Here is a 19,140-nt window from a genome sequence, read left to right as displayed (position 1 = left end):
CGCGGCCCGCTCCCGGGGCCGCGAGGGATGAGCCCGTTCGGGGTGCGGTGAGCCTCACCGGGATGGCGGGATCAGATGTCCAGGCCGAGGAGTGCGTTCTCCACCACCTCCGGCAGCGCCGGGTGGATCCAGTACTGGCCCGTGGCCATCTCCCGGGCGTGCAGGCCGAAGGACATCGCCTGGATGATCGGCTGGATCAGCGTGGAGGCCTCGGGCCCCATCAGGTGCGCGCCGAGCAGCCGACCCGTGCCCTTCTCCGCGATGATCTTGCAGAGGCCGGTGGTGTCCTCCATGGCCCAGCCGAAGGCGACGTCGCCGAAGCGCTGGACCTTGACCGTGTAGGCGATGTCGGTCATCCGGCACTGCTCCTCGGTCTTGCCGACGCTCGCGACCTGCGGGTCGGTGAACACCGCGGAGGGGACGTACCGGTGGTCGGTCGCGATGAGGTCGTCCGGGTGCAGGACGTTGTGCCCCACGACCTTCGCCTCGCGGTTGGCGACGTGCTTGAGCTGCCAGGGCGAGCTGACGTCGCCCAGCGCCCAGACGCCCTCGGCCGTGGTGCGCTGGAAGCGGTCGACCTCGATCCGGCCGTCGGAGTGGGTGCCGATGCCGGCGGCCCCCAGGTTCATCCGGTCGCCGTTGGGGATCCGGCCCGCCGCCACCAGGACGACGTCGGCCGCGAGGGTCTCCCCGTCGTCGAGGTGCAGCACGGTCCCGGTGGCCGTCCGTACGGCCGACCGCACCTGGGTGTTCAGCTTGACGTCGATGCGCGAGCCGTGCACCGCGAGGTCGGTGTAGGCCTGCGAGATGGTCTCGTCGTGCGACTTGAGCAGCCGCCCGCCGCGCACGACCAGGGTGACCTTGCTGCCGAGCGCGGAGAAGACGTGCGCGAACTCGGACGCGATGTAACCGCCGCCGATCACGGCCAGCCGGCGCGGCAGGTCGTCGATCCGCATGACGGTGTCGGAGGTCTCGTACGGGATCCCGGACTCCGCGATCACCGGCGGGATCAACGGCCGCCCGCCGGCCGCGATCACCACCTGGTCGGCCGTGAGCCGGTCCTCGCCGGAGCCGTCCGTCCGCTCGACGCGCAGGGCCTTCGGCCCGGTGAACGAGGCGTTCCCGAAGTACACCGTGACGTGGGGGCTGCGCTCGACCCGGTACTCCCGGCCGCCCGCCGAGATCGGGTCGATGCGGCCGAAGACCCGGTCCCGGATGTCGCCCCAGCGGACCTTGTCGACGCCGGCATCGACGCCGTACTTCGCCGCGCGCCGGACGTGCTCGGCGACGTCGGCGGCGTAGACGAACATCTTGGTCGGGATGCACCCGACGTTCAGGCAGGTCCCGCCGAACACGCCGTGCTCGACGATCGCCACGTCCTTGTCCGCGTACCGCTCGTCGACGAACGTGTTGCCGGACCCGGTACCGATGACGACGAGATCGTGGTGGGGCACGGGACGAGGCTAATCGCCCGCGGCCGCGTCGGCGCGGACAGGGAGGCCGGGCGACCGGAAGTCTGGTAGGCACGGGCCATGACCGAGACCGCCGCGACGCTCCGCCGGGCCTGGGCCCTCGACCTCGACGCCGCCACCCTCTACGAGCTGCTCAGGCTGCGGGTGGACGTGTTCGTGGTCGAGCAGGCGTGCCCCTACGGGGAGCTCGACGGCCGGGACCTCGAGGACGGGGCCCGCCACTACTGGCTCACCGGGCAGGGCGAGCCCACCCCGGTGCTGGGCACCCTGCGGCTGCTCGAGGAGCCCGACGGCGGCTACCGGATCGGGCGGTTGTGCACGGCGAAGAACGCGCGCGGGCGGGGGCTCGGCACACAGCTGATGGACGCCGCGATCGCCGAGACCGGCAACCGCGCGTGCGTGCTGGATGCGCAGGAGCACCTCGGCGACTTCTACCGCGGCTACGGCTTCGAGCCGACCGGCCCGGCCTACGACTGGGACGGCGTCGCGCACCTGCCGATGCGGCGCCCGGCGCGCTGAGCCGGGGCCGTCCGGCGCGGGTGGCCCGTCCGGTTCACCCGTCCCGGTGGCCCCGTGCTCCCGGCGGACCGGGCGTGGCTGCGCGATACTGCGCACGGCCCGGGCGACGTCCGGGACCGCGCCAGGAGAAGGAGTGCGATGAGCGACGAGCAGGCCCGGCCGACCGGGACCGGGCCGTCCACCCAGGAGGAGACCACGCCGGCGGCGCCGGCCGGGACGCCGGATCCCGACGCGACCGTGGTCGAGCCGACCGGCCCGCCCTCGACGCCGCCGGCCACCACCCCGGGCACCGGCCACACGCGGACCGGCGGGATGTGGGTCGGGCTGATCCTCTCCGCGATCGTCCTGCTGTTCCTGCTGATCTTCATCCTGCAGAACCCGGACCCCGTGCGGATCTCCTTCCTGAGCGCCGCGGGCACGTTGCCCACCGGCGTCGCCCTGCTGCTCGCGGCGATCGCCGGCGTGCTGCTGGTCGCGATCCCGGGCAGCGCCCGGATCCTCCAGCTCCGCCGGGCGGCGAAGAAGGGTCGCCGGGCGGCGTAGGGGCCCGTCTCGATCGCCCTGCTCGGGGCGAACGCCGCGGGGCTCCTGCTGCGGCCGGAGCGTGCGCGGGCGGTCGCCCCGGTGAGGCGACCGCCCGGCCCGACGTCGGGTGGTCAGGCCGCGGTGCGCGGGCTCCCGCCCCGTCCACCGCGCCGACCGCCGCTCCGCCGGCCGCCGACGCCCTCGCCGCGGGACCGGCCGTCGGACGGGGTCTGCTGCCCACGGTGGCCCCGGCCCCGCTGCTCCCCCTGCCCGGAGCCGCGCCGGCGCCGGCCGCTGCCGGCGGCGGGCTGCTGCTGCGGGGGCTTCGGCGCCTCGACCGGGATGCCGCTGGGCCGCCGCGCCCCGGTGACCTGCACCAGCGAGGCGGAGCCGGGTGCCGCGGTGACCACCTCGGGCCGGACGCCGGCCTGCCGCATGAGGGTGTCGACGTCGCGTCGCTCGTCGGCGGTGACCAGCGTGACGACCACGCCCGACTCCCCGCCGCGGGCCGTGCGACCGGCTCGGTGCAGGTAGTCCTTCGGGTCGCCCGGCGGGTCGACGTGCACGACGAGGCTGACGTCGTCGACGTGGATCCCGCGGGCGGCGACGTCCGTGGCCACCAGCACCGGGATGCTGCCGTCCTTGAAGGCGTCGATCGCGCGGTTGCGGGCGTTCTGCGCCTTGCCCCCGTGCAGCGCGCTGGCCTGCACGCCCTCGCGGCGCAGTTGCTTCACCGCGCGGTCGGCACCGTGCTTGGTGCGCACGAAGAAGATCGTGCGGCCCTCGCGGGCGGCGATCTCGTGCACGATCCGGTTCTTGTCGGCGCGCTCGACCAGGAGCAGGTGGTGGTCCATGGTCTCGACCGGCGCGGCGGCGGAGGCGACGGCGCGGGTCACCGGGTCGTGCAGGTAGCGCTCGACCAGGGTGGCCACCTCGTTGTCGAGGGTGGCGGAGAAGAGCAGCCGCTGGCCGTCGGCCGGGGTGCGGTCGAGGATCCGCCGGACCTGGGGCAGGAAGCCCATGTCCGACATGCGGTCCGCCTCGTCGATCGCGGTGATCTCCACGGCGGACAGGTCGCAGGTGCCCTCGCCGAGGTGGTCGGTGAGCCGGCCGGGGGTGGCGACGAGCAGGTCGACACCGCGGGCGAGCGTGTCGATCTGCCGGTTCATCGACAAGCCGCCGACGACGACGGCCTGCCGCAGGTGCAGTGCCTTCGCGAACGGCTCCACGGCGTCGACGACCTGCTGCGCCAGCTCGCGGGTCGGCACCAGGACCAGGCCGCGCGGGCGGCGGGCCTGGGCGCGGCCGCCGGCGAGACGGGCGACGAGGGCGAGGCCGAAGGCGAGCGTCTTGCCGGAGCCGGTCTGCCCGCGGCCCAGCAGGTCCTGCCCGCGCAGGGTCTCCGGCAGCGTGGCGGCCTGGATCGGGCGGGGCTCGACGAAGCCCTCCGCCTCGAGGGCACGCAGCACCGGCCCGGGCAGGCCGAGCTCGGCGAAGGTGGGCAGACCGGCCTCCGGAGCGGTCCAGAGGACCTCCTCGGGCATGGCGGACGGGCGGGGCGCCTGGCGCTGCGGCGCGGCGCCGGAGCGACGACCGCCCGAGCGCCGCGGCCGGACGCTGCCCTCGGCGCCGGATCGACCGGCGTTCTGCGGGCGCTCGGTGCTCGCCTGGTGCGCGCTGCGCTGGCGCGGCGCACTCGGCTGGTGCGCGCTGCGCTGGCGCTGGGCGCGGGCCTGGCGTGCGCTGGGCTGGGACGGACTGGTCACAGGACCTCCGGGACGTCGGCGCGTCACACGGAGCGGCTCGGGCGGCGATGCGCGGCCGGCACAGGGGACGGGCCCGGGCGCGAAGGGGAGCGCGCCCGACGGGTACGTGCAGAGCGCCGACGGTGTGGGCGCCTCGAACCCACCCTACCCGGCGGTCACCGCGCCACCGCAGTCCGGCCACGTGATCTCGCGCTCCCCGGTCGCCCGCCCGTCCTTCAGCCCAGGCCCGCCTCCGCGACCAGCTCGGCGAAGAGCGACTCGCCGAGGGGTCCCGGCAGCCCCCTGGCGGCGAACCACTCCGCGACCCGCCGGACGTCGCGGACGAGGAACTCCGCGCCGTGCGGGTTGCCCACCAGGTCGACGACCTGCGGCAGGTCGATCAGCACCAGGCGGCCGCGGTGCACCAGCAGGTTGTAGGCGGACAGGTCGCCGTGCGCCCAGCGGTGCCGGGCGAGCCCGCGCAGGGCCTCGACCAGCTGCGCCCACAGGTAGGCCAGCTCGGGACCCGACGGGCGGAGCTGGGCCAGCCGGGGCGCGGCCGTCGTCCCGTCCCCGACGAACTCGAGCAGCAGCTCGGTGCCGTCGAGCTGGACGGGGTAGGGGACCGGCAGCCCGGCCGACCACAGCGTGGACAGCGCCGTGAACTCCGCGGCCGCCCACTGCCCGGAGAGCAGGTCGCGGCCGAAGGCGGTCCGGTTCGCCATCGCCCGCATCTCCCGGGAGCGGCGCACGCGCCGCCCCTCCTGGTAGCCGGCGTCGCGATGGAACGTCCGGTGCTCGGCGGTGCGGTACCGCTTGGCGGCCATCAGCACCCCGGGCGAGCCGGGCACCCCGCGCTCGACGAGGTGGACGTCGGCCTCCTTGCCGGTCTTGAGCACGCCGAGCTCGGTGTCGACCGCGGCGTGCGCGGTCTCCACCCAATCCGGGCGTGGTTCCGGTCCGTGCTGCGCGCCGGTCCAGGTCGACCAGCGGTCGCCGGCGGGCGGGAGGTCCGGGTCCTCGGGCAGGTGCACGGGAGGGGGGACGTACTCGTCGTCGTCGAAACGGCGGCGACGCTCGGGCATGCGCTCGCGCATCGAGAAGGTTCTCCTGACGTGGGGTGGACACCCCACGCGAGCGACCTCAGCGCGGGGTGCGGGGGCGAGAGGGCGCGCAGCTCCTGCCGACACAGGGGCGCGCCGCCACCCGGGCGACGGTCGTCATCGGGCACCCCTTCCCTCGTGTCCTCCGCGGATCCGGCTCCGCGTCACTGCCGGCAGGCTCCCGTATCCGCGGTGCGGACGCCACCGCTTTTCCGCTCACCCGCCCGCTGACCACAGCTCGCGGACCACCCGTGCGGCGGCCTTCCCGCGCGGCGAGTAGCCGAGGGGTCGGCGACGGCGGGATCGGGCGGCTCGGCCCAGTTCCACCACAGGACCCCCGCCCACCACCGCTCGCCGGCGAAGGAGGTCCACAGGGCCCGGTGGGCGGCCGTCGCGACCGGGGCGACCTGGGTCGCGCTGAGCCGGTGGGCGGTGCCGGCAGACCGCGAGCGCGACCGCGACCAGGCGCGTCCGCCGTCCCGGGCGAGTCCGCGGCGGTAGACGGGGGCGTGTGCGCGGACGTGTTCCAGGACCAGCCGGGTGATCTCGGGGACGGCGGCCTCGGGGTCGCGGGGGTCGTCGAGGGTCGTGAACGAGGTGGCGGGCCTCCTCGCCTTCCTGGCCTCCGACGCGGCGAGCTTCGTCACGGACAGCTACCACCTGGTCGACGGCGGGTACGCGGCCCGGTGAGGTCGGCCGCCGGTTCCGGAGGGCTCCCTGCTCCGGAGCCGGCGGTCACCTCCCGGAACCGTCGACTCGCGGAAGCTGCCAGCGCGACTCGCGGAAGCCGACAGCGCGACTCGCGGAAGCCGACAGCGCGACTCGCGGACGGGGATGTGCGCGAGTCGGGCTCTCGGCTTCGGTGAGTCGGGCTGTCCGCCTCGGCGAGTAGGGCTGTCCGCCTCGGCGAGTAGGGCTGTCCGCCTCGGCGGGTCCTGCTCCGGACCGCTCAGGCGGGGATGACCAGGTCGAGGTGGTTCTCGGTGCGCTCGACCACGCGGCCGGCGCGGCGGACGATCCGCGCCACCGCGGCCGCGTCCCGGGGTTCGGCCCGACTGCTCACGAGCAGCCGTGCCAGGCCGCCCTTGTGCGACTTGTTGTGGTGGCTCACCACCGAGCGGGAGCCGTCGGGCCGCTCGGCCAGCACGTTCACGGTCACCGCCCCCGCGACCCGGGCCAGCCCGGCGTAGGCCCCCGACCGCAGGTCCACCACCAGCTGCTCCCCGGCCAGCCGAGCGAGCACCGGCTCCAGCACCGGCCTCCACCGCGCGGCGAGCGTGCCGCCCGAGGGCAGGGCCGACCCCGCGGAGAGCCGGTACGCCGGGATCGGGTCGCCGGCGTGGACCAGGCCGAACAGCGCCGATCCGACGGCGAGCCGCTCCCAAGCCCGGCCGGCCGCGGCCCCGCGCAGCGACCCGACGTCGAGCGCGTCGTAGAGCACGCCGGTGTACCGGGTGATCGCCGGGGCGGTGGGGGAGGTCCACAGGGCCGCGTTGCGTTCGACCTCGTCGAGCTGCCGCTCCGACAGGCCCAGGGCCGCCCGGCAGGCCGGGACGTCGTCGGCCAGCTCCACCAGCTCGTCGACCAGCGCCTTGCGCACCGGGTCGAGCTCGGGGTGGCCCAGCGCCCCGAGGGCGAGCGGAGGCCCCTCGCCCCCGGTCCGCTTGGTCTCCGACGGGGGCAGCAGGACGAGCACGCCGGCAGGGTAGCCGGGAGCGTCCCGAGCCACCCGGACCGGTGTTGTGCCGGTATGACCGCCCGGTTACGGTCGCTCCCGTGATCCGTCTCGTGGCCCGTCGTCATGTCGACTTCATGCGTGTGAGCAGCGCGGCGTGTCGCCCGCGCGGCTGACCACGTCCCTCCACGCGTAGCCCCAGAGATCACTCAGGAGAACCGCCATGCCCGAGAACGACCCCACCGCCGCCTGGTCCTTCGAGACCAAGCAGGTCCACGCCGGCGCGTCCGCCGACCCGACCACCGGCGCCCGGGCCACCCCGATCTACCAGACGACGTCGTACGCCTTCCGCGACACCGACCACGCCGCCGCCCTGTTCGGGCTCGCCGAGCTCGGCAACATCTACACCCGGATCATGAACCCCACCCAGGACGTCCTTGAGCAGCGGATCGCCGCGCTCGAGGGCGGTATCGGGGCGGTGGCCGTCGCCTCCGGCCAGGCCGCGCAGACGCTGGCGATCCTCAACGTCGCCGAGTCCGGGGACCACTTCGTCTCGAGCGCCTCGCTCTACGGCGGCACGTACAACCTGTTCCACTACACGCTGCCGAAGATGGGCATCGACGTCACCTTCGTCGAGGACCCGGACGACCTGGAGGAGTGGCGCGCCGCGGTCCGGCCGAACACCAAGGCCTTCTACGCCGAGTCGATCGGCAACCCGCGCAGCAACGTCCTGGACATCCGCGCCGTCGCCGACCTGGCGCACGAGGCCGGGGTGCCGCTGATCATCGACAACACCGTGCCGACGCCGTACCTGGTCCGCCCGTTCGAGCACGGCGCGGACATCGTGGTGCACTCGGCGACCAAGTTCCTCGGCGGCCACGGCACCAGCATCGGCGGCGTCGTCGTCGACTCGGGGAACTTCGACTGGGGCGCCCAGGCCGCGAAGTACCCGGGCCTGACCACCCCCGACCCGAGCTACCACGGCCTGAACTACTGGGAGGCGCTCGGCCCGCAGGCCTTCCTGATCAAGTTCCGGGTGCAGCTGCTGCGCGACCTCGGCCCGGCGATCGCCCCGCTGAACTCGTTCCTGCTCATCCAGGGCGTCGAGACGCTGTCGCTGCGGATGGAGCGGCACGTGCAGAACGCGCTCGCGGTGGCCGAGTGGCTCGAGGCGCGCGACGAGGTGGAGAAGGTCTACTACGCCGCGCTCCCGTCGAGCCCCTGGCACGCGGCGCAGCAGAAGTACCTGCCGAAGGGCGCGGGCGCGGTCGTCGCGTTCGACATCCGCGGCGGGGTCGAGGCGGGCAAGAAGTTCGTGGACGCGCTCGAGCTGCACAGCCACCTGGCCAACATCGGCGACGTCCGCAGCCTGGTCATCCACCCGGCCAGCACCACGCACAGCCAGCTCTCCGGCGAGGAGCAGCTGGCCACGGGCGTCGGCCCGGGCCTGATCCGGCTGTCGGTGGGCCTGGAGGGCATCGAGGACATCAAGGCCGACCTCGACGCCGGGTTCCGGGCCGCGAAGAGCGCGTGACCCTGCCCTCGACCCCGACGACGGATCCGGAGACCGTCGTCCCTCCCGCCACCGGTGCGTGGCGGGAGGGGTCGGACCCGGGCCGCCGTCTCTTCCTGGACCTACCGGCCGCGCTGCCGCTCGAGGCCGGCGGGGAGCTCCCGGGCGTCCGGCTCGCCTACGAGACCTGGGGCGAGCTCGACGCCACGGGGTCCAACGCCGTGCTGGTCCTGCACGCCCTCACCGGCGACTCCCACGTGACCGGCCCGGCCGGCCCGGGACACCCGACCGCGGGCTGGTGGGACGGCCTGATCGGGCCGGGCCGCCCCCTGGACACCGAGCGTCACCTCGTGGTGGCGCCGAACGTGGTCGGCGGCTGCCAGGGCACCACCGGACCGGCCTCGACCGCCCCGGACGGACGGGCATGGGGGAGCCGGTTCCCGCTGGTCACCGCGCGGGACAGCGTCCGGGCCGAGGTCGCGCTGGCGGACGCGCTCGGAGTCGGTACCTGGGCGCTGGTCGTCGGCGGGTCGATGGGCGGGATGCGCGCCCTCGAGTGGGCCGCGACCGAGCCGGACCGGGTCGCACGGCTGATGCTGCTGGCCTCGCCCGCGGCGGCCTCGGCCGACCAGATCGGCTGGGCCGCCCCGCAGCTCGCGGCGATCCGGGCCGACCCGGGCTGGCACGGCGGCGACTACCACGACCTCCCGGCCGGCGCCGGGCCGCACGGGGGACTGGGCGTCGCCCGGCGGATCGCGCACCTGAGCTACCGCAGCGGCTACGAGCTGGCCACCCGGTTCGGCCGCGAGCCGCAGACCGGGGAGGACCCGTTCCACGGTGGCCGGTACGCCGTCGAGTCCTATCTCGATCATCACGCGGCCAAGCTGGTGCACCGCTTCGACGCGGGCTCCTACGTGCGGCTCACCGAGCTGATGAACGCCCACGACGTCGGGCGCGGGCGGGGCGGCACGGCCGGGGCGCTGGCCCGGGTCACGGCCCGCACGTCCGTCGTCGGGATCAGCTCGGACCGGCTCTACCCGGTCTCGCAGCAGGAGGAGCTGGCCGCGGGGATCCCCGGCGCGCAGCTGCGGGTGCTCGAGTCCCCCTACGGCCACGACGGCTTCCTCATCGAGTCCGAGGCCGTCGGCACCCTGGTCGAGGACCTGCTGTCCCGGTAGCCGTCCGGGCACGGGCACGGGCCCGCGCACCGTCGCCCTGCCGGCCGCCGCCGGTGCGCAGGTCCTCGACCTCAGCGGGCCGGCCGAGGTGTCCGCCGGCCCGGCCGACCACCGCCGCTTCCGGGCGAGGGGCCGGCCGACCGGTGGATCTCCTGTTCCACGCCCTCCGTGTCCCCGTCGTCCCCGTCTTCCTCGTCGTCCTTGTCCGCGGCCCCGTGCACCCGGCACGCTCGGCGCGGGGCCGGCGGCGGGGATCGGGCGACTGCGGCGGGTTTGCGCGCTGCCACCCGGCACCCGCACCTGGCAGCTCGTCGCCGCCACCGCGGGCGCCGCCGACCCCGGCCTGGTCGGCGCGGCCGCCGCCGTGCTCGGCCTGGGCGCGGACGCCGCGGAGCCCGCCGAGGAGGCCGGGCCGGACCTTCTGCCGGCGGCTCGCGACATGATCGACACGATCGTCCTGATCCACGGTTTCTGCGTGACCCCGCGCAGCTGGGAGCACTGGGTCGCGCACTACGACAAGCGCGGGTTCCGGGTGCTCGCCCCCGGCTACCCCTCCTTGGAGGAGGAGGTGGAGGCGCTCAACGCCGACCCCGCGCCCGTCGAGGCGATCACCATCCCGGGCATCGTCGAGCACCTCGAGTCCGTGGTGCAGGCGCTCGACACGCCCCTGATCCTGATCGGGCACTCCGCCGGCGGGGTGTTCACCCAGCTGCTGATGGACAAGGGGTACGGCGCCGCGGGCGTCGCGCTGAACGCGAAGCACTACCGTTCGGAGAAGACCCTGACCCGGGTCCCCGAGTTCAGCGGCATGCCCCACCTGCTGCCGGCGGTGCCGGGCCGGGAGGACGCCGCCGACTACGTGCCGGCCTGGGCGCTGCGCCACGCCCGTGCCTGACCCCGTCGACGCCACCCTGCGGCTGACGCACGTCGGCGGCCCGACCCTGCTGGTCGAGACCGCCGGTCCGCGGATCCTGACCGACCCGACCTTCGACCCGCCCGGGCGGCGCTACGGGTTCGGCTGGGTGGCGCGGCGGCCGACCGTCGACGTCGCGGTGCTGCACCTCGGCTGCGTGCGGTTCCCGGTCACCGGGCCGCTTCGGTACAGCATGACGGGGGAGCAGGCCGTCGCGACCTGCCGCGCGCTTCACCCGCGCGTGGTCGTCCCGGTGCACTACGAGGGCCGGTCGCACTTCCGGGAGGGCCGGGCCGCGGTGGAGCGGGGGTTCGCCGCCGCTCCCGACGTGCGCGACCGCGTCCGCTGGCTGCGGCCAGGCGGGGTCACGCCCGTGGACTGAGCTCCGCGACGAGCATCCCGTCCCGCTCGGCGGTGCCGGTGACCGAGACCGGCACGGGGGCGCCGAAGCCCGGGCCGTCCGTGACGAAGGTGTGGAACTCGCCGTTCTCCCCGCACGGGTCGACGCCCTCGGGCAGGGCGGCGAGGAACTCGTCGTCGAACGCGTGCCCGGCCAGGTGCGCCGGCACCCGCGCCGGGTCCACGGCGACGACGACCGGGCGCAGCCCGGCCGCGATCATGTCCCGGGCCAGCGCGCCGGTCGGCCTGCCCCACAACGGGAACTCGGGCGTGAGCCCGGTGCCGGCCAGCGAACGCTCGCGATAGGCGCGGATGTCGGCCAGGAAGAGATCGCCGTAGACCACGGTGTCCGCACCGGCCGCGCGGGCGGCGGCGAGTGCTGCGCCCGTCCGCCGCTCGTACTCCGCGTTCGGGCAGGGCCAGGGCAGCTCGACCACGTGCAGCGGCAGGTCCAGCGCCGCGGCCTGCGCCTCGACCAGCTTCCGCGGCACGCCGTGCACCGGGACCCGGCCGGCCGAGACCGTAGTGAACAGGCCGGTGACGTCGGCACGCAGCCCGAGCGCGAAGGCGCCGTCCTTGCCGCAGGACCAGCTCAACCAGGCGGTCACCCGACTACCGTCGCACGGAGACGTGCACGTGGTCGAAGTGGCCGCCGGTCGCGTCGGAGGGGTCGTAGACGCCGCCGCCGGTGTACGGGCGGCCCCAGCCCTCCTCGTCCGGGAAGAAGGCGTTCCGGTACCAGATGCGGCCCTGCCAGATCACGTACCGGACCTCGAGCTCGGCGGCGTTGTCCCGCAGCCGGTTCGCGACCGCCCACCCGGCCTCCAGCTCGGCGCCCTCGGGAAAGGTGCCGGCGCGGGTGGGGAAGAAGTCGCACGCCCGGCCCTGCGGGTGGTCGCTGGCGGGGTTCCACTCGTGCGCGCTCCAGCAGGTGGTGCCGCGCAGCCGGTCCCCGAACTCCGCCACCGTCCGGTCGTGCACCGCGAGCGCCGCCGGGGTCAGGCAGCCGTCGCTCGTCGGGTCGTCGACGATGCAGCCGGGGGAGGGCTCGGGGACCACCCGCTCGCGGATCCGGTCCGCCACGTCGAACCGCGCCACCACGACCACCGCGACGGCGGCCAGCGCGAGCGCGAGCAGGGCGGCCACGATCCGGCCCACGTGGCGGTTCGGGGTACGGCTGCGCGGCACGTCGGCTCCTCGGTCCGGAATGTCCGACTGCGAGGCTACCCGCGACGATCACCCCGCGTAGATCCCGATCCCGTTGGGCACCAGGCGCGGCGACGGGTCCGAGGGGTCGTTGACGATCGACGTCGCCGGGGCGCCGCCGTCGCGGTAGGCGAGCGTGGACGAGCCGCCGCCGTCGAGGTTCACGGCGTCGTCGAGGCCCAGCTCGCCCAGCAGGGTCGAGAACTGCAGCAGGGTCGCGCCGACGCTGTCGGACTGCCGGCCGTCGACGGTCACGAGGAACATCCGGCGCCCGTCGGCGGTCACCCCCGCGCCGCTGCGCGGGGCGCGGGCGCGGTCGTCGAGCCGCTCGGTGGGGGCGCCGTCGCGCAGGATCGGGCTGCCGCCCACGGCCATCCGCGGGGCGACCCCGCTGGCGGGCTCCAGCGCGTAGTGCATGCGCACCCGGTCGCCGACCTGCAGGCTCCGCAGCGCCGCGGCCCCCTGCTCGCGTCCGACGAGTGCGGTCTCCTCGGCCGGCAGTCGGCCCGCCCCCGGTGGACGCACCGCCGTCACGACGCCGTCGCGGACCGCGACCTCGACGGTGTCGGCGGCGCACGGGGCGTCCCGGTCGGTGTCGGAGCCGCAGAGGGTACGGGCGCGGTCGACCTCGCCCCAGTCGGCGGTGAACACCCCGATCCCGTCCACCGGCACGGCGTGCTGGTTGAGCGCGACGATCGGCAGGACGTCCTGCTCGGTGCGCGGGCCGGTGTGGGCGACCCGCTCGATCCCCGTGCGCCGCACCTCGCCCCGCAGCGGGAGCCGGTCGACCCGCGCCACCCCGTCCTCGCCGACGGCGAACACGTAGTCCATCTCGGCGCCCGGCACCGCGGGCGCGGCGCGGCGGCCCTGCGGCACGGCGGCCTTGAGGAACCGCCCGTCCTGCACCGCGGGGCCGGCCGGGGCGCTGGTGCGGCCGATGTCGAAGAAGTCGCCGTTGATCCCGGCCACGGCGCCGCTGCCGTCGGCCATGCGGGCGACCGGGGCGCGGGCCGCGACGGCGCCGGGGGTGAGCAGGTCGACGCGCACGCCGGGGCTCGCGAGGTCGACCTCGACGACGTCGCCCATGACGGTGCCGGCCGCGGTGGTCGTGACGAGGTCCCGGTGCGTGACGCCCGGGGCGACCTCGACCGCCGCGCCGACCGACTCGACGACCCGCTGCGGCCGCTCCGGGGGCGGGGGCGGGGGCGGCTCCGCGCTCGCGGGCGGGGCCAGCAGGGCCAGCCCGGCACCGACCGTGACGAGCAGTCGCCCGACAGTGGCCGACAGTCCTCCCACCCGCATGTCCGCTCCCCCCGGAGATCGTGTTCCGGGGAAATGCGACCACGAAGCGCGAGAGGCACCGAGGGAACGACACGCCGTTCACTCCGCAGTGGACGGAAACGGCCCTACCGGGTTACCGGATGCGTTCGCCGTAGACCTTCTCGACGGTCATCGTCATCAGCACCCGCCGTTCGTCGACCATGGCCCGGCGGTACTCCGCCCAGTCCGGGTGCTCGCCCGCCGCCGTGCGGTAGTACTCGACCAGCGCCTCGACCTCCGGCGAGTCCGGGGACGTGCCCGGCCCGGTGAGGGTCACCGGCCCCTCCGCCGTCGCCCAGGCCCAGCCGTCGGCGCTGGTCACCGCGAGGGCGGCCCGCGGGTCGCGCCGCAGGTTCGCGGTCTTGGCACGGCCCTCGGTCATCGAGACGTGGAGGACCCCCGCGCCCCGGTCGTAGTACGGGGTGACGGGGGACAGTTGCGGTCTCCCGTCCTTCTTGATCGTGGCGAGCACCCCGAGCCGGCTCTCGGCGAGCAACGCGTGCAGGTCGAATCCTGTGGCCTCGGTCATACCCGACCCAACCCGATCGGCCCCTCACCCCATTCCGCGCGGTGGCGGAGCCGCTACACCTTCTCGAGGAACCCGAGGTCGACGGCGACGGTCTGGCCCGTGACGTAGCGGGAGTCGTCGGAGGCCAGCCAGAGCACGGCGTTGGAGATGTCGCGCGCCTCCACCCAGGGGTGCGGCATGGTGTGCAGCGCCTGGAACGCCTCGCCGTAACGCTCCCGGGTCAGCTCCTCGGGCTTCGCCTCCGGCAGGAAGAGCTTGTACATCGGCTCGTTCTGGATCATGTCGGTGTCCACGGCGGTGGGGTGCACCGTGTTGCAGCGGATCCCGTACTGCGAGACCTCCTGGACCATCGTCCGCATGATCCCGACGACGCCGTGCTTGGCCGCCGTGTAGTGGACCATGTTGCCGAAACCCCGTAGCCCGGCCGTGGAGCTGGTGAGCACGAGCGACCCGCCCTGCCCGCGCTCGATCATCGACGGCAGCACCGCCTTGAGCGTCCGCCAGACACCCGTGACGTTGACCGCCAGCATGTCGTCCCACATCTGGTCGGTCATCTCCCACGACGGCGCGTAGCTGAAGATGCCGGCGTTGGCGCACACCACGTCGATGTGCCCGAACTCCGAGAGTCCGGCCTGGACCGCGGCGTCGAGGGCGGCGGAGTCCCGGACGTCGGCCTCGCGGGTGAGGACGCGGCGGTCCAGCTCCTCGATGAGCTTCGCCGTCTCGGCGAGGTCCTCCGGCCGCGACATGCCGTAGGGCACGGTCTCGATCTGCGCGCAGAGGTCGACGGCGACGATCTCCGCGCCCTCCTCGGCCAGCCGCAGCGCGTGTGAGCGGCCCTGCCCGCGCGCCGCCCCGGTGACCAGCGCGACCTTGCCGTCCATCCGTCCCATGGGTGCACCACCGTCCCGATCGGTTCCCGGGACCGGCCACGCCGCCGGTCCCTGCCCCGACGCTAGGCAGCGGGGTCGGCCGTGCGGAGGTCTCAGTTCCGAGACCAGCCGGTCTCAGAGTGAGACCTCCGCGACGACCCGCGGACTGGTGATCTCCACGGAGGAGCGGGCGGCGCGGCCCGCACGACCGACGGAGGAACGATGGTCTCGGCACGGGTGAACGACATGGCCGCGGCGGCCTACGCGGGCTGGTTGCGCGAGGACGCGACCCTCGAGGAGATGCGGACGGGCTTCGACGGCATGTGTCCCGAGCCGCCCGCCGACGCGACCCTCACCGACGGCGTGGTCGGAGGCGTCCGCGGCACGTGGGTGGAGGCCCCGGAGAGTGCCGGCACGACGATCCTGCACTTCCACGCCGGCGGCTACCTGATCGGCTCACCGGCCAGTCACCGCGACCTGGGGGCCCGCATCGCCCGGACCGCCGGGGCCCGGGTCTTCCTCGCCGACTACCGCCTCGCCCCGGAGCACGCCTTCCCGGCCGCCTACGACGACGGCGTCGCCGCCTACCGCGGGATGCTCGCCGATGGCGTCGACCCGGCCTCGCTGGTGGTGTCCGGCGACTCCGCCGGCGGCGGCCTGGCCCTGGCCGTCCTCGCCGCGGCCCGCGACGCCGGCGACCGGCTCCCGGCGGCCGGCGTCCTGATGTCGCCCTGGGCGGACCTCACCCTGGCCGGCGACTCGATGTCGGGCCGCGAGGCCGTCGACCCGCTCGTGAGCCGCGCCGTGCTCACCGAGATGCAGCAGGGCTACCTGCAGGGCGCCGATCCGGGCGACCACCGGGCCTCACCACTACTGGGGAACCTGGCCGGGCTGCCGCCGCTGCTGGTCCAGGTGGGCAGCAGCGAGGTCCTCGAGGACGACGCCGTCCGGATCGCCGACGGCGTGCTCCGCGCGGGCGGGGAGGCGTTCCTGCAGGTCGGGTACGAGATGGTGCACGTGTTCCAGATGTTCGCCGACCGGCTCCCCGAGGCCGCCGCCGCGATCGACCGCATCGGCGCCTTCGTCCGTGCGCAGGTCCGCAGCGCGGCCACGCTCTGAAGGGGCGACGACGATGGAGTTCGGCTTCCTGACCCAGGGCTACCTACCCGCCGACCGCCGCACCGACCCGGACGCGGAGCACCGGGTCCTCATGGACGACCTGGAGCTGTGCCTGGCCGCCGAGCAGGCCGGGTTCAAGTACATCTGGATCTCCGAGCACCACTTCCTCGACGAGTACAGCCACATCTCGTCGAACGACGTGTTCCTCGGCGCGCTCGGCGCGCTCACCACCCGCGCCCACGTCGGCTCCGGGATCTTCAACCCGCTGCCGCGGGTGCACCACCCGGCGGCGGTCGCCGAGCGGGTCGCGATGCTCGACCACCTCACCGAGGGGCGCTTCGAGTTCGGGGTCGGGCGCGGCGCCGGCAGCCACGAGGTGAAGGGCTTCCACACCGACGTCACCGACGTGAGCGAGACCAAGGACATCTTCTTCGAGACGGTTCCCGAGTTCGCGAAGATGTGGATGCTGGACGAGTACCCCGGCTTCTCCGGGAAGTACTGGGACATGCCGGCGCGGCGGGTCCTGCCCAAGCCGTACGGGCCGCTGCACCCGCCGATCTGGTACGCCGCGGGCAACACCTCCAGCTTCGAGATGTGCGGCCGCCGCGGCATGGGCGCGCTGGGCTTCTCCCTCGACGAGATCCCGAAGACCGAGGTGGCGATCAAGGCCTACAAGGACGCCGTCGCCCGCTGCGAGGACCCGATCGGCGCCTGGGTCAACGACAACCTCATCGTGGCCAACGGCTTCAACTCGATCGCCGAGGACCGCGGGACGGCCCGCCGTGACTTCCTGAACGGCGGCAACCATTACCAGATGTCGCAGGTCTTCCGGTATCACGACACCTTCCCACGGCCCGAGGGCTTCCCGGTGTGGCCGGAGGTGCTCCCCGAGCTCACCGAGGAGGCCCTCGACGGGTTCCTCGACCTGGGCGCGGCGATCGTCGGCGACCCCGACGACGTGATCGCCCAGCTGCGGCGGTGGGAGTCCACCGGCGCCGACCAGTTCCTCATGCTGCGCGGTGTGAAGTCGCGGGAGGAGACGCTGCGCATGCTGAAGCTCATGGGCGACCACGTGATCCCGAAGTTCGACACCGACACCGAGCACCGCACCACCCGCCAGCGCCGGGCGGCCGCCGGCTGCTGATCCGCCCCCGGCCGAACGGTCGTCAGGGCTTGCCCCGACGATCGTTCGCCAGGCAGGGTCGAGACGATCGGGGCATGCCGACGAGGAGGTCGGATGGTGCAGGCGTCGTCCACGGGCATGGTCGTGCACGACCGGTCGCGGCCGGGTCCGGCGCGCTGGAGCCCGGAGGGCCAGCGGCTGATCCGCCGGGCCCGGGAGCGGCTGCTGTCGGGCGACCCCGGTGATCCCGGCGCCCCGGTGGCGACGGAGGAGCTGGTCCCCCCCGAGATCGCGGCGTCCTGGAGGCGCTCGCTGCTCTCCGGCGTGGACCCCGGCCGGATGCCGACCGGCCCGGCCGATCCGGACCGCTCCGGTGCACCCCGGCTGCTGCGCGCGGCCGAGCCGGTGCTGGACCGGCTCGTGGCTCAGCTGGCCGGGACGTCGACCGCCGTCGTGCTGGCCGACGCCCAGGCCTGGATCCTCTGGCGGGGCGCCGGGCGCGCGGCCCTGTTCGCCGGGCTCGACGCGATCTCCGCCTCGCCCGGGTGCTGCCTCGGCGAGGAACGGGTGGGCACCAATGGGCTCGGTACGGTGGTCGAGGAGCGGCGTCCGACGCTGATCGTCGGGGGCGAGCACTACCAGGACGCGATGCAGGACTTCACCTGCGTCGGCGTGCCGATCCTGGATCCGCTGTCCCGGCGGCTCGAGGGCGTCCTCGACCTCACCTGCGCGTCCCGGGACACCAACGAGATCCTCCTGCCCCTGCTCACCGAGGCGGTCCGCGAGATCGAGGTGCGGCTGCGCGAGCAGGCCACCATGCACGAGCGGGCACTCTTCGAGGAGTTCGTCGCGCGCTCCCGGCGGCGGCGCAGCACGGCCGTCGCCTCGCTCAACGAGGAGTTCCTCTTCACCAACTCGGCGGCGGCGCAGCTGTTCGAGCCCGCCGACCACGCCCTGCTGTGGGACTGGGCCCGGGGCGCGGTGGCCTCGGGCCGGGAGATCACCGGGCGGCTGACGCTGACCCGCGACGTCGTGGTCGACGCCCGGTGCGCCCCGGTCGACGCCGGCGGCCCGTACCCGGCGGGGGTCGTGGTGACCATGGTCCCGGCGGACGGCCGGGCGGGCGCGTGCGTGTCGGGCTCCGGCTCGGTGTGGGCGCACCTGCAGCGCCGGGTGCGCCGGCTCGCGGAGCTGAGCGGGCCGCTGTTGCTGCACGGCGAGCCCGGCGTCGGCAAGACCCGGCTGGCCCGGTGGCTGCACGAGCGGGCCGGTGGCGGTCCGTGCACCGTCGTCGACTGTCGGACGGGCAGGCCGGCGGCCCTCGCGGCGGCCCTGGCCGATCCGCACGCGACCGTGATCCTGCGCCGGGCCGAGGTGCTCGACACCGACGGCCTGCTCACCGCCCTGGTCGGCGCGGCCGACGCCCGGGTCGTGCTCACCGCAGGGCGGCCGGACGGGGTTCCCGGCGGGTTGCTCGACGAGTCCCGCGTCGCGCTGGGTGTGCCGCCCCTGCGGGACCGGGCCGGGGACCTGCCCAGGCTGGTCGACGAGCTGCTCGGCGAGCTCGCCCCCGCGGACGGGCCGCGCCCGCGGTGCACCGCGCAGGCCATGACCGCGCTGCGCGCGCACCTCTGGCCCGGCAACGTCCGCGAGCTGCGCCGCGTCCTGGCCACGGCGATGGTGACGGCGATGCACTTCGACATCGGCGTGCGCCATCTGCCCGAGGGGTACCGGGCGGGCGCGCCGACCCGTCCCCTCGCGCGTCTGGAGAGCACGGAGCGCGACGCCATCGTGGCGGCCCTGGAGAAGGCAGGCGGCAACAAGGACCGCGCCGCCGCCGACCTGGGCATCTCCCGCGCGACGATCTACCGCAAGATCCGCCGCTTCGGCATCGCCTGACCCCTCCCTGTGAGTGGCGATGGTCGCTCT

20 protein-coding genes are annotated in these 19,140 nt (G+C 74.8%); 10 read left to right on the top strand and 10 right to left on the bottom strand.

The genetic code is table 11. The features are described from left to right. Nucleotides 1-71: 71 nt before the first annotated feature. Nucleotides 72-1,454 carry a mycothione reductase gene (locus tag ACL02T_RS25805; protein ID WP_412833358.1) on the bottom strand — a complete coding sequence of 461 codons (1,383 nt, stop codon included), beginning with the start codon at nucleotides 1,452-1,454 and terminating at the stop codon, nucleotides 72-74. Between the two features lie 78 nt (nucleotides 1,455-1,532). Between ACL02T_RS25805 and ACL02T_RS25800 the strand changes: the two genes are divergently transcribed. Both ACL02T_RS25800 and ACL02T_RS25795 read left to right on the top strand, forming a co-directional pair. Further along, nucleotides 1,533-1,991, top strand: a complete 459-nt coding sequence (locus tag ACL02T_RS25800) for a GNAT family N-acetyltransferase (RefSeq protein WP_412833357.1) — start codon at nucleotides 1,533-1,535, stop codon at nucleotides 1,989-1,991. A 138-nt stretch (nucleotides 1,992-2,129) separates the two neighbouring features. Then, nucleotides 2,130-2,534, top strand: coding sequence for a LapA family protein (locus ACL02T_RS25795; RefSeq protein WP_412833356.1), 405 nt, complete (start codon nucleotides 2,130-2,132; stop codon nucleotides 2,532-2,534). A gap of 113 nt (nucleotides 2,535-2,647) precedes the next feature. Here the strand turns inward: ACL02T_RS25795 and ACL02T_RS25790 are convergent, their stop codons facing one another. From ACL02T_RS25790 to ACL02T_RS25780, 3 genes are all read right to left on the bottom strand, one after another. Further along, nucleotides 2,648-4,060 carry a DEAD/DEAH box helicase gene (locus ACL02T_RS25790; RefSeq protein WP_412833450.1) on the bottom strand — a complete coding sequence of 471 codons (1,413 nt, stop codon included), beginning with the start codon at nucleotides 4,058-4,060 and terminating at the stop codon, nucleotides 2,648-2,650. A 437-nt stretch (nucleotides 4,061-4,497) separates the two neighbouring features. Further along, entirely contained in the window at nucleotides 4,498-5,358 is an 861-nt protein-coding gene (locus tag ACL02T_RS25785; RefSeq protein WP_412833355.1) for a serine protein kinase RIO, read from the bottom strand. Between the two features lie 170 nt (nucleotides 5,359-5,528). After that, a complete protein-coding gene (locus tag ACL02T_RS25780; protein WP_412833457.1) occupies nucleotides 5,529-6,011 on the bottom strand; it encodes a hypothetical protein in 483 nt (160 codons plus the stop codon). Between ACL02T_RS25780 and ACL02T_RS25775 the strand changes: the two genes are divergently transcribed. Then, the gene (locus ACL02T_RS25775) at nucleotides 5,983-6,054 is read left to right on the top strand and encodes a hypothetical protein (RefSeq protein ID WP_412833449.1); all 72 of its coding nucleotides are present in this window, start codon (nucleotides 5,983-5,985) and stop codon (nucleotides 6,052-6,054) included. The two genes, ACL02T_RS25780 and ACL02T_RS25775, sit on opposite strands and share 29 nt — an antisense overlap. A 259-nt stretch (nucleotides 6,055-6,313) precedes the next feature. Here the strand turns inward: ACL02T_RS25775 and yaaA are convergent, their stop codons facing one another. Then, on the bottom strand, nucleotides 6,314-7,060 hold the full coding sequence (yaaA, locus tag ACL02T_RS25770) for a peroxide stress protein YaaA (RefSeq protein WP_412833354.1): 747 nt from the start codon (nucleotides 7,058-7,060) through the stop codon (nucleotides 6,314-6,316). A 202-nt stretch (nucleotides 7,061-7,262) separates the two neighbouring features. Here yaaA and ACL02T_RS25765 point away from each other — a divergent pair, with 202 nt between their 5' ends. The 4 genes from ACL02T_RS25765 (at nucleotide 7,263) to ACL02T_RS25750 (ending at nucleotide 11,025) form a co-directional block, all read left to right on the top strand. Continuing rightward, complete coding sequence (locus ACL02T_RS25765) at nucleotides 7,263-8,573, top strand: bifunctional o-acetylhomoserine/o-acetylserine sulfhydrylase (protein WP_412833353.1); 1,311 nt, start codon at nucleotides 7,263-7,265, stop codon at nucleotides 8,571-8,573. Next, entirely contained in the window at nucleotides 8,570-9,730 is a 1,161-nt protein-coding gene (metX, locus tag ACL02T_RS25760) for a homoserine O-acetyltransferase MetX (protein WP_412833352.1), read from the top strand. Before ACL02T_RS25765 ends, metX begins: the two co-directional genes overlap by 4 nt. A 364-nt stretch (nucleotides 9,731-10,094) precedes the next feature. Next, a complete protein-coding gene (locus ACL02T_RS25755) occupies nucleotides 10,095-10,625 on the top strand; it encodes an alpha/beta hydrolase (protein WP_412833351.1) in 531 nt (176 codons plus the stop codon). Then, entirely contained in the window at nucleotides 10,618-11,025 is a 408-nt protein-coding gene (locus ACL02T_RS25750) for an MBL fold metallo-hydrolase (RefSeq protein WP_412833350.1), read from the top strand. Before ACL02T_RS25755 ends, ACL02T_RS25750 begins: the two co-directional genes overlap by 8 nt. On the opposite strand, the gene ACL02T_RS25745 is transcribed toward ACL02T_RS25750, so the two are convergent. The 5 genes from ACL02T_RS25745 to ACL02T_RS25725 all read right to left on the bottom strand — a co-directional run bounded on the left by ACL02T_RS25745 (nucleotide 11,009) and on the right by ACL02T_RS25725 (nucleotide 14,990). Further along, nucleotides 11,009-11,650, bottom strand: coding sequence for a Dph6-related ATP pyrophosphatase (locus ACL02T_RS25745; protein WP_412833349.1), 642 nt, complete (start codon nucleotides 11,648-11,650; stop codon nucleotides 11,009-11,011). The two genes, ACL02T_RS25750 and ACL02T_RS25745, sit on opposite strands and share 17 nt — an antisense overlap. 4 nt (nucleotides 11,651-11,654) lie before the next feature. Next, complete coding sequence (locus ACL02T_RS25740; protein WP_412833348.1) at nucleotides 11,655-12,230, bottom strand: VldE C-terminal domain-containing protein; 576 nt, start codon at nucleotides 12,228-12,230, stop codon at nucleotides 11,655-11,657. A 48-nt stretch (nucleotides 12,231-12,278) separates the two neighbouring features. Further along, the gene (locus tag ACL02T_RS25735; RefSeq protein WP_412833347.1) at nucleotides 12,279-13,550 is read right to left on the bottom strand and encodes a phosphodiester glycosidase family protein; all 1,272 of its coding nucleotides are present in this window, start codon (nucleotides 13,548-13,550) and stop codon (nucleotides 12,279-12,281) included. Nucleotides 13,551-13,662: 112 nt separating this feature from the next. Beyond that, on the bottom strand, nucleotides 13,663-14,097 hold the full coding sequence (locus tag ACL02T_RS25730; protein WP_412833346.1) for a PPOX class F420-dependent oxidoreductase: 435 nt from the start codon (nucleotides 14,095-14,097) through the stop codon (nucleotides 13,663-13,665). Between the two features lie 53 nt (nucleotides 14,098-14,150). Continuing rightward, nucleotides 14,151-14,990 (bottom strand): mycofactocin-coupled SDR family oxidoreductase, encoded by an 840-nt coding sequence (locus ACL02T_RS25725; protein WP_412833345.1) that lies wholly within the window; start codon nucleotides 14,988-14,990, stop codon nucleotides 14,151-14,153. A 201-nt stretch (nucleotides 14,991-15,191) separates the two neighbouring features. Here ACL02T_RS25725 and ACL02T_RS25720 point away from each other — a divergent pair, with 201 nt between their 5' ends. The 3 genes from ACL02T_RS25720 to ACL02T_RS25710 all read left to right on the top strand — a co-directional run bounded on the left by ACL02T_RS25720 (nucleotide 15,192) and on the right by ACL02T_RS25710 (nucleotide 19,110). Beyond that, nucleotides 15,192-16,088 carry an alpha/beta hydrolase gene (locus ACL02T_RS25720; protein ID WP_412833344.1) on the top strand — a complete coding sequence of 299 codons (897 nt, stop codon included), beginning with the start codon at nucleotides 15,192-15,194 and terminating at the stop codon, nucleotides 16,086-16,088. 13 nt (nucleotides 16,089-16,101) lie between these two features. Beyond that, entirely contained in the window at nucleotides 16,102-17,232 is a 1,131-nt protein-coding gene (locus tag ACL02T_RS25715) for an LLM class flavin-dependent oxidoreductase (protein WP_412833343.1), read from the top strand. Nucleotides 17,233-17,325: 93 nt separating this feature from the next. Beyond that, on the top strand, nucleotides 17,326-19,110 hold the full coding sequence (locus tag ACL02T_RS25710) for a sigma-54-dependent Fis family transcriptional regulator (RefSeq protein ID WP_412833342.1): 1,785 nt from the start codon (nucleotides 17,326-17,328) through the stop codon (nucleotides 19,108-19,110). Nucleotides 19,111-19,140: the final 30 nt, after the last annotated feature.

Source organism: Pseudonocardia oceanicola (genome assembly GCF_047200735.1).
Lineage (GTDB): Bacteria > Actinomycetota > Actinomycetes > Mycobacteriales > Pseudonocardiaceae > Pseudonocardia.
This window is presented reverse-complemented; position numbering and strand designations above follow the sequence as displayed.

What these genes read in the sequence shown, in the direction of transcription:
- ACL02T_RS25715 (WP_412833343.1), top strand. Translation starts at nt 16,102, where the DNA reads ATGGAGTTCGGCTTCCTGACCCAGGGCTACCTACCCGCCGACCGCCGC.
- ACL02T_RS25710 (WP_412833342.1), top strand. Translation starts at nt 17,326, where the DNA reads ATGGTGCAGGCGTCGTCCACGGGCATGGTCGTGCACGACCGGTCGCGG.
- ACL02T_RS25800 (WP_412833357.1), top strand. Translation starts at nt 1,533, where the DNA reads ATGACCGAGACCGCCGCGACGCTCCGCCGGGCCTGGGCCCTCGACCTC.
- ACL02T_RS25735 (WP_412833347.1), bottom strand. Translation starts at nt 13,550, where the DNA reads ATGCGGGTGGGAGGACTGTCGGCCACTGTCGGGCGACTGCTCGTCACG.
- ACL02T_RS25730 (WP_412833346.1), bottom strand. Translation starts at nt 14,097, where the DNA reads ATGACCGAGGCCACAGGATTCGACCTGCACGCGTTGCTCGCCGAGAGC.
- ACL02T_RS25795 (WP_412833356.1), top strand. Translation starts at nt 2,130, where the DNA reads ATGAGCGACGAGCAGGCCCGGCCGACCGGGACCGGGCCGTCCACCCAG.
- ACL02T_RS25720 (WP_412833344.1), top strand. Translation starts at nt 15,192, where the DNA reads ATGGTCTCGGCACGGGTGAACGACATGGCCGCGGCGGCCTACGCGGGC.
- ACL02T_RS25785 (WP_412833355.1), bottom strand. Translation starts at nt 5,358, where the DNA reads ATGCGCGAGCGCATGCCCGAGCGTCGCCGCCGTTTCGACGACGACGAG.
- ACL02T_RS25725 (WP_412833345.1), bottom strand. Translation starts at nt 14,990, where the DNA reads ATGGGACGGATGGACGGCAAGGTCGCGCTGGTCACCGGGGCGGCGCGC.
- ACL02T_RS25765 (WP_412833353.1), top strand. Translation starts at nt 7,263, where the DNA reads ATGCCCGAGAACGACCCCACCGCCGCCTGGTCCTTCGAGACCAAGCAG.
- ACL02T_RS25790 (WP_412833450.1), bottom strand. Translation starts at nt 4,060, where the DNA reads ATGCCCGAGGAGGTCCTCTGGACCGCTCCGGAGGCCGGTCTGCCCACC.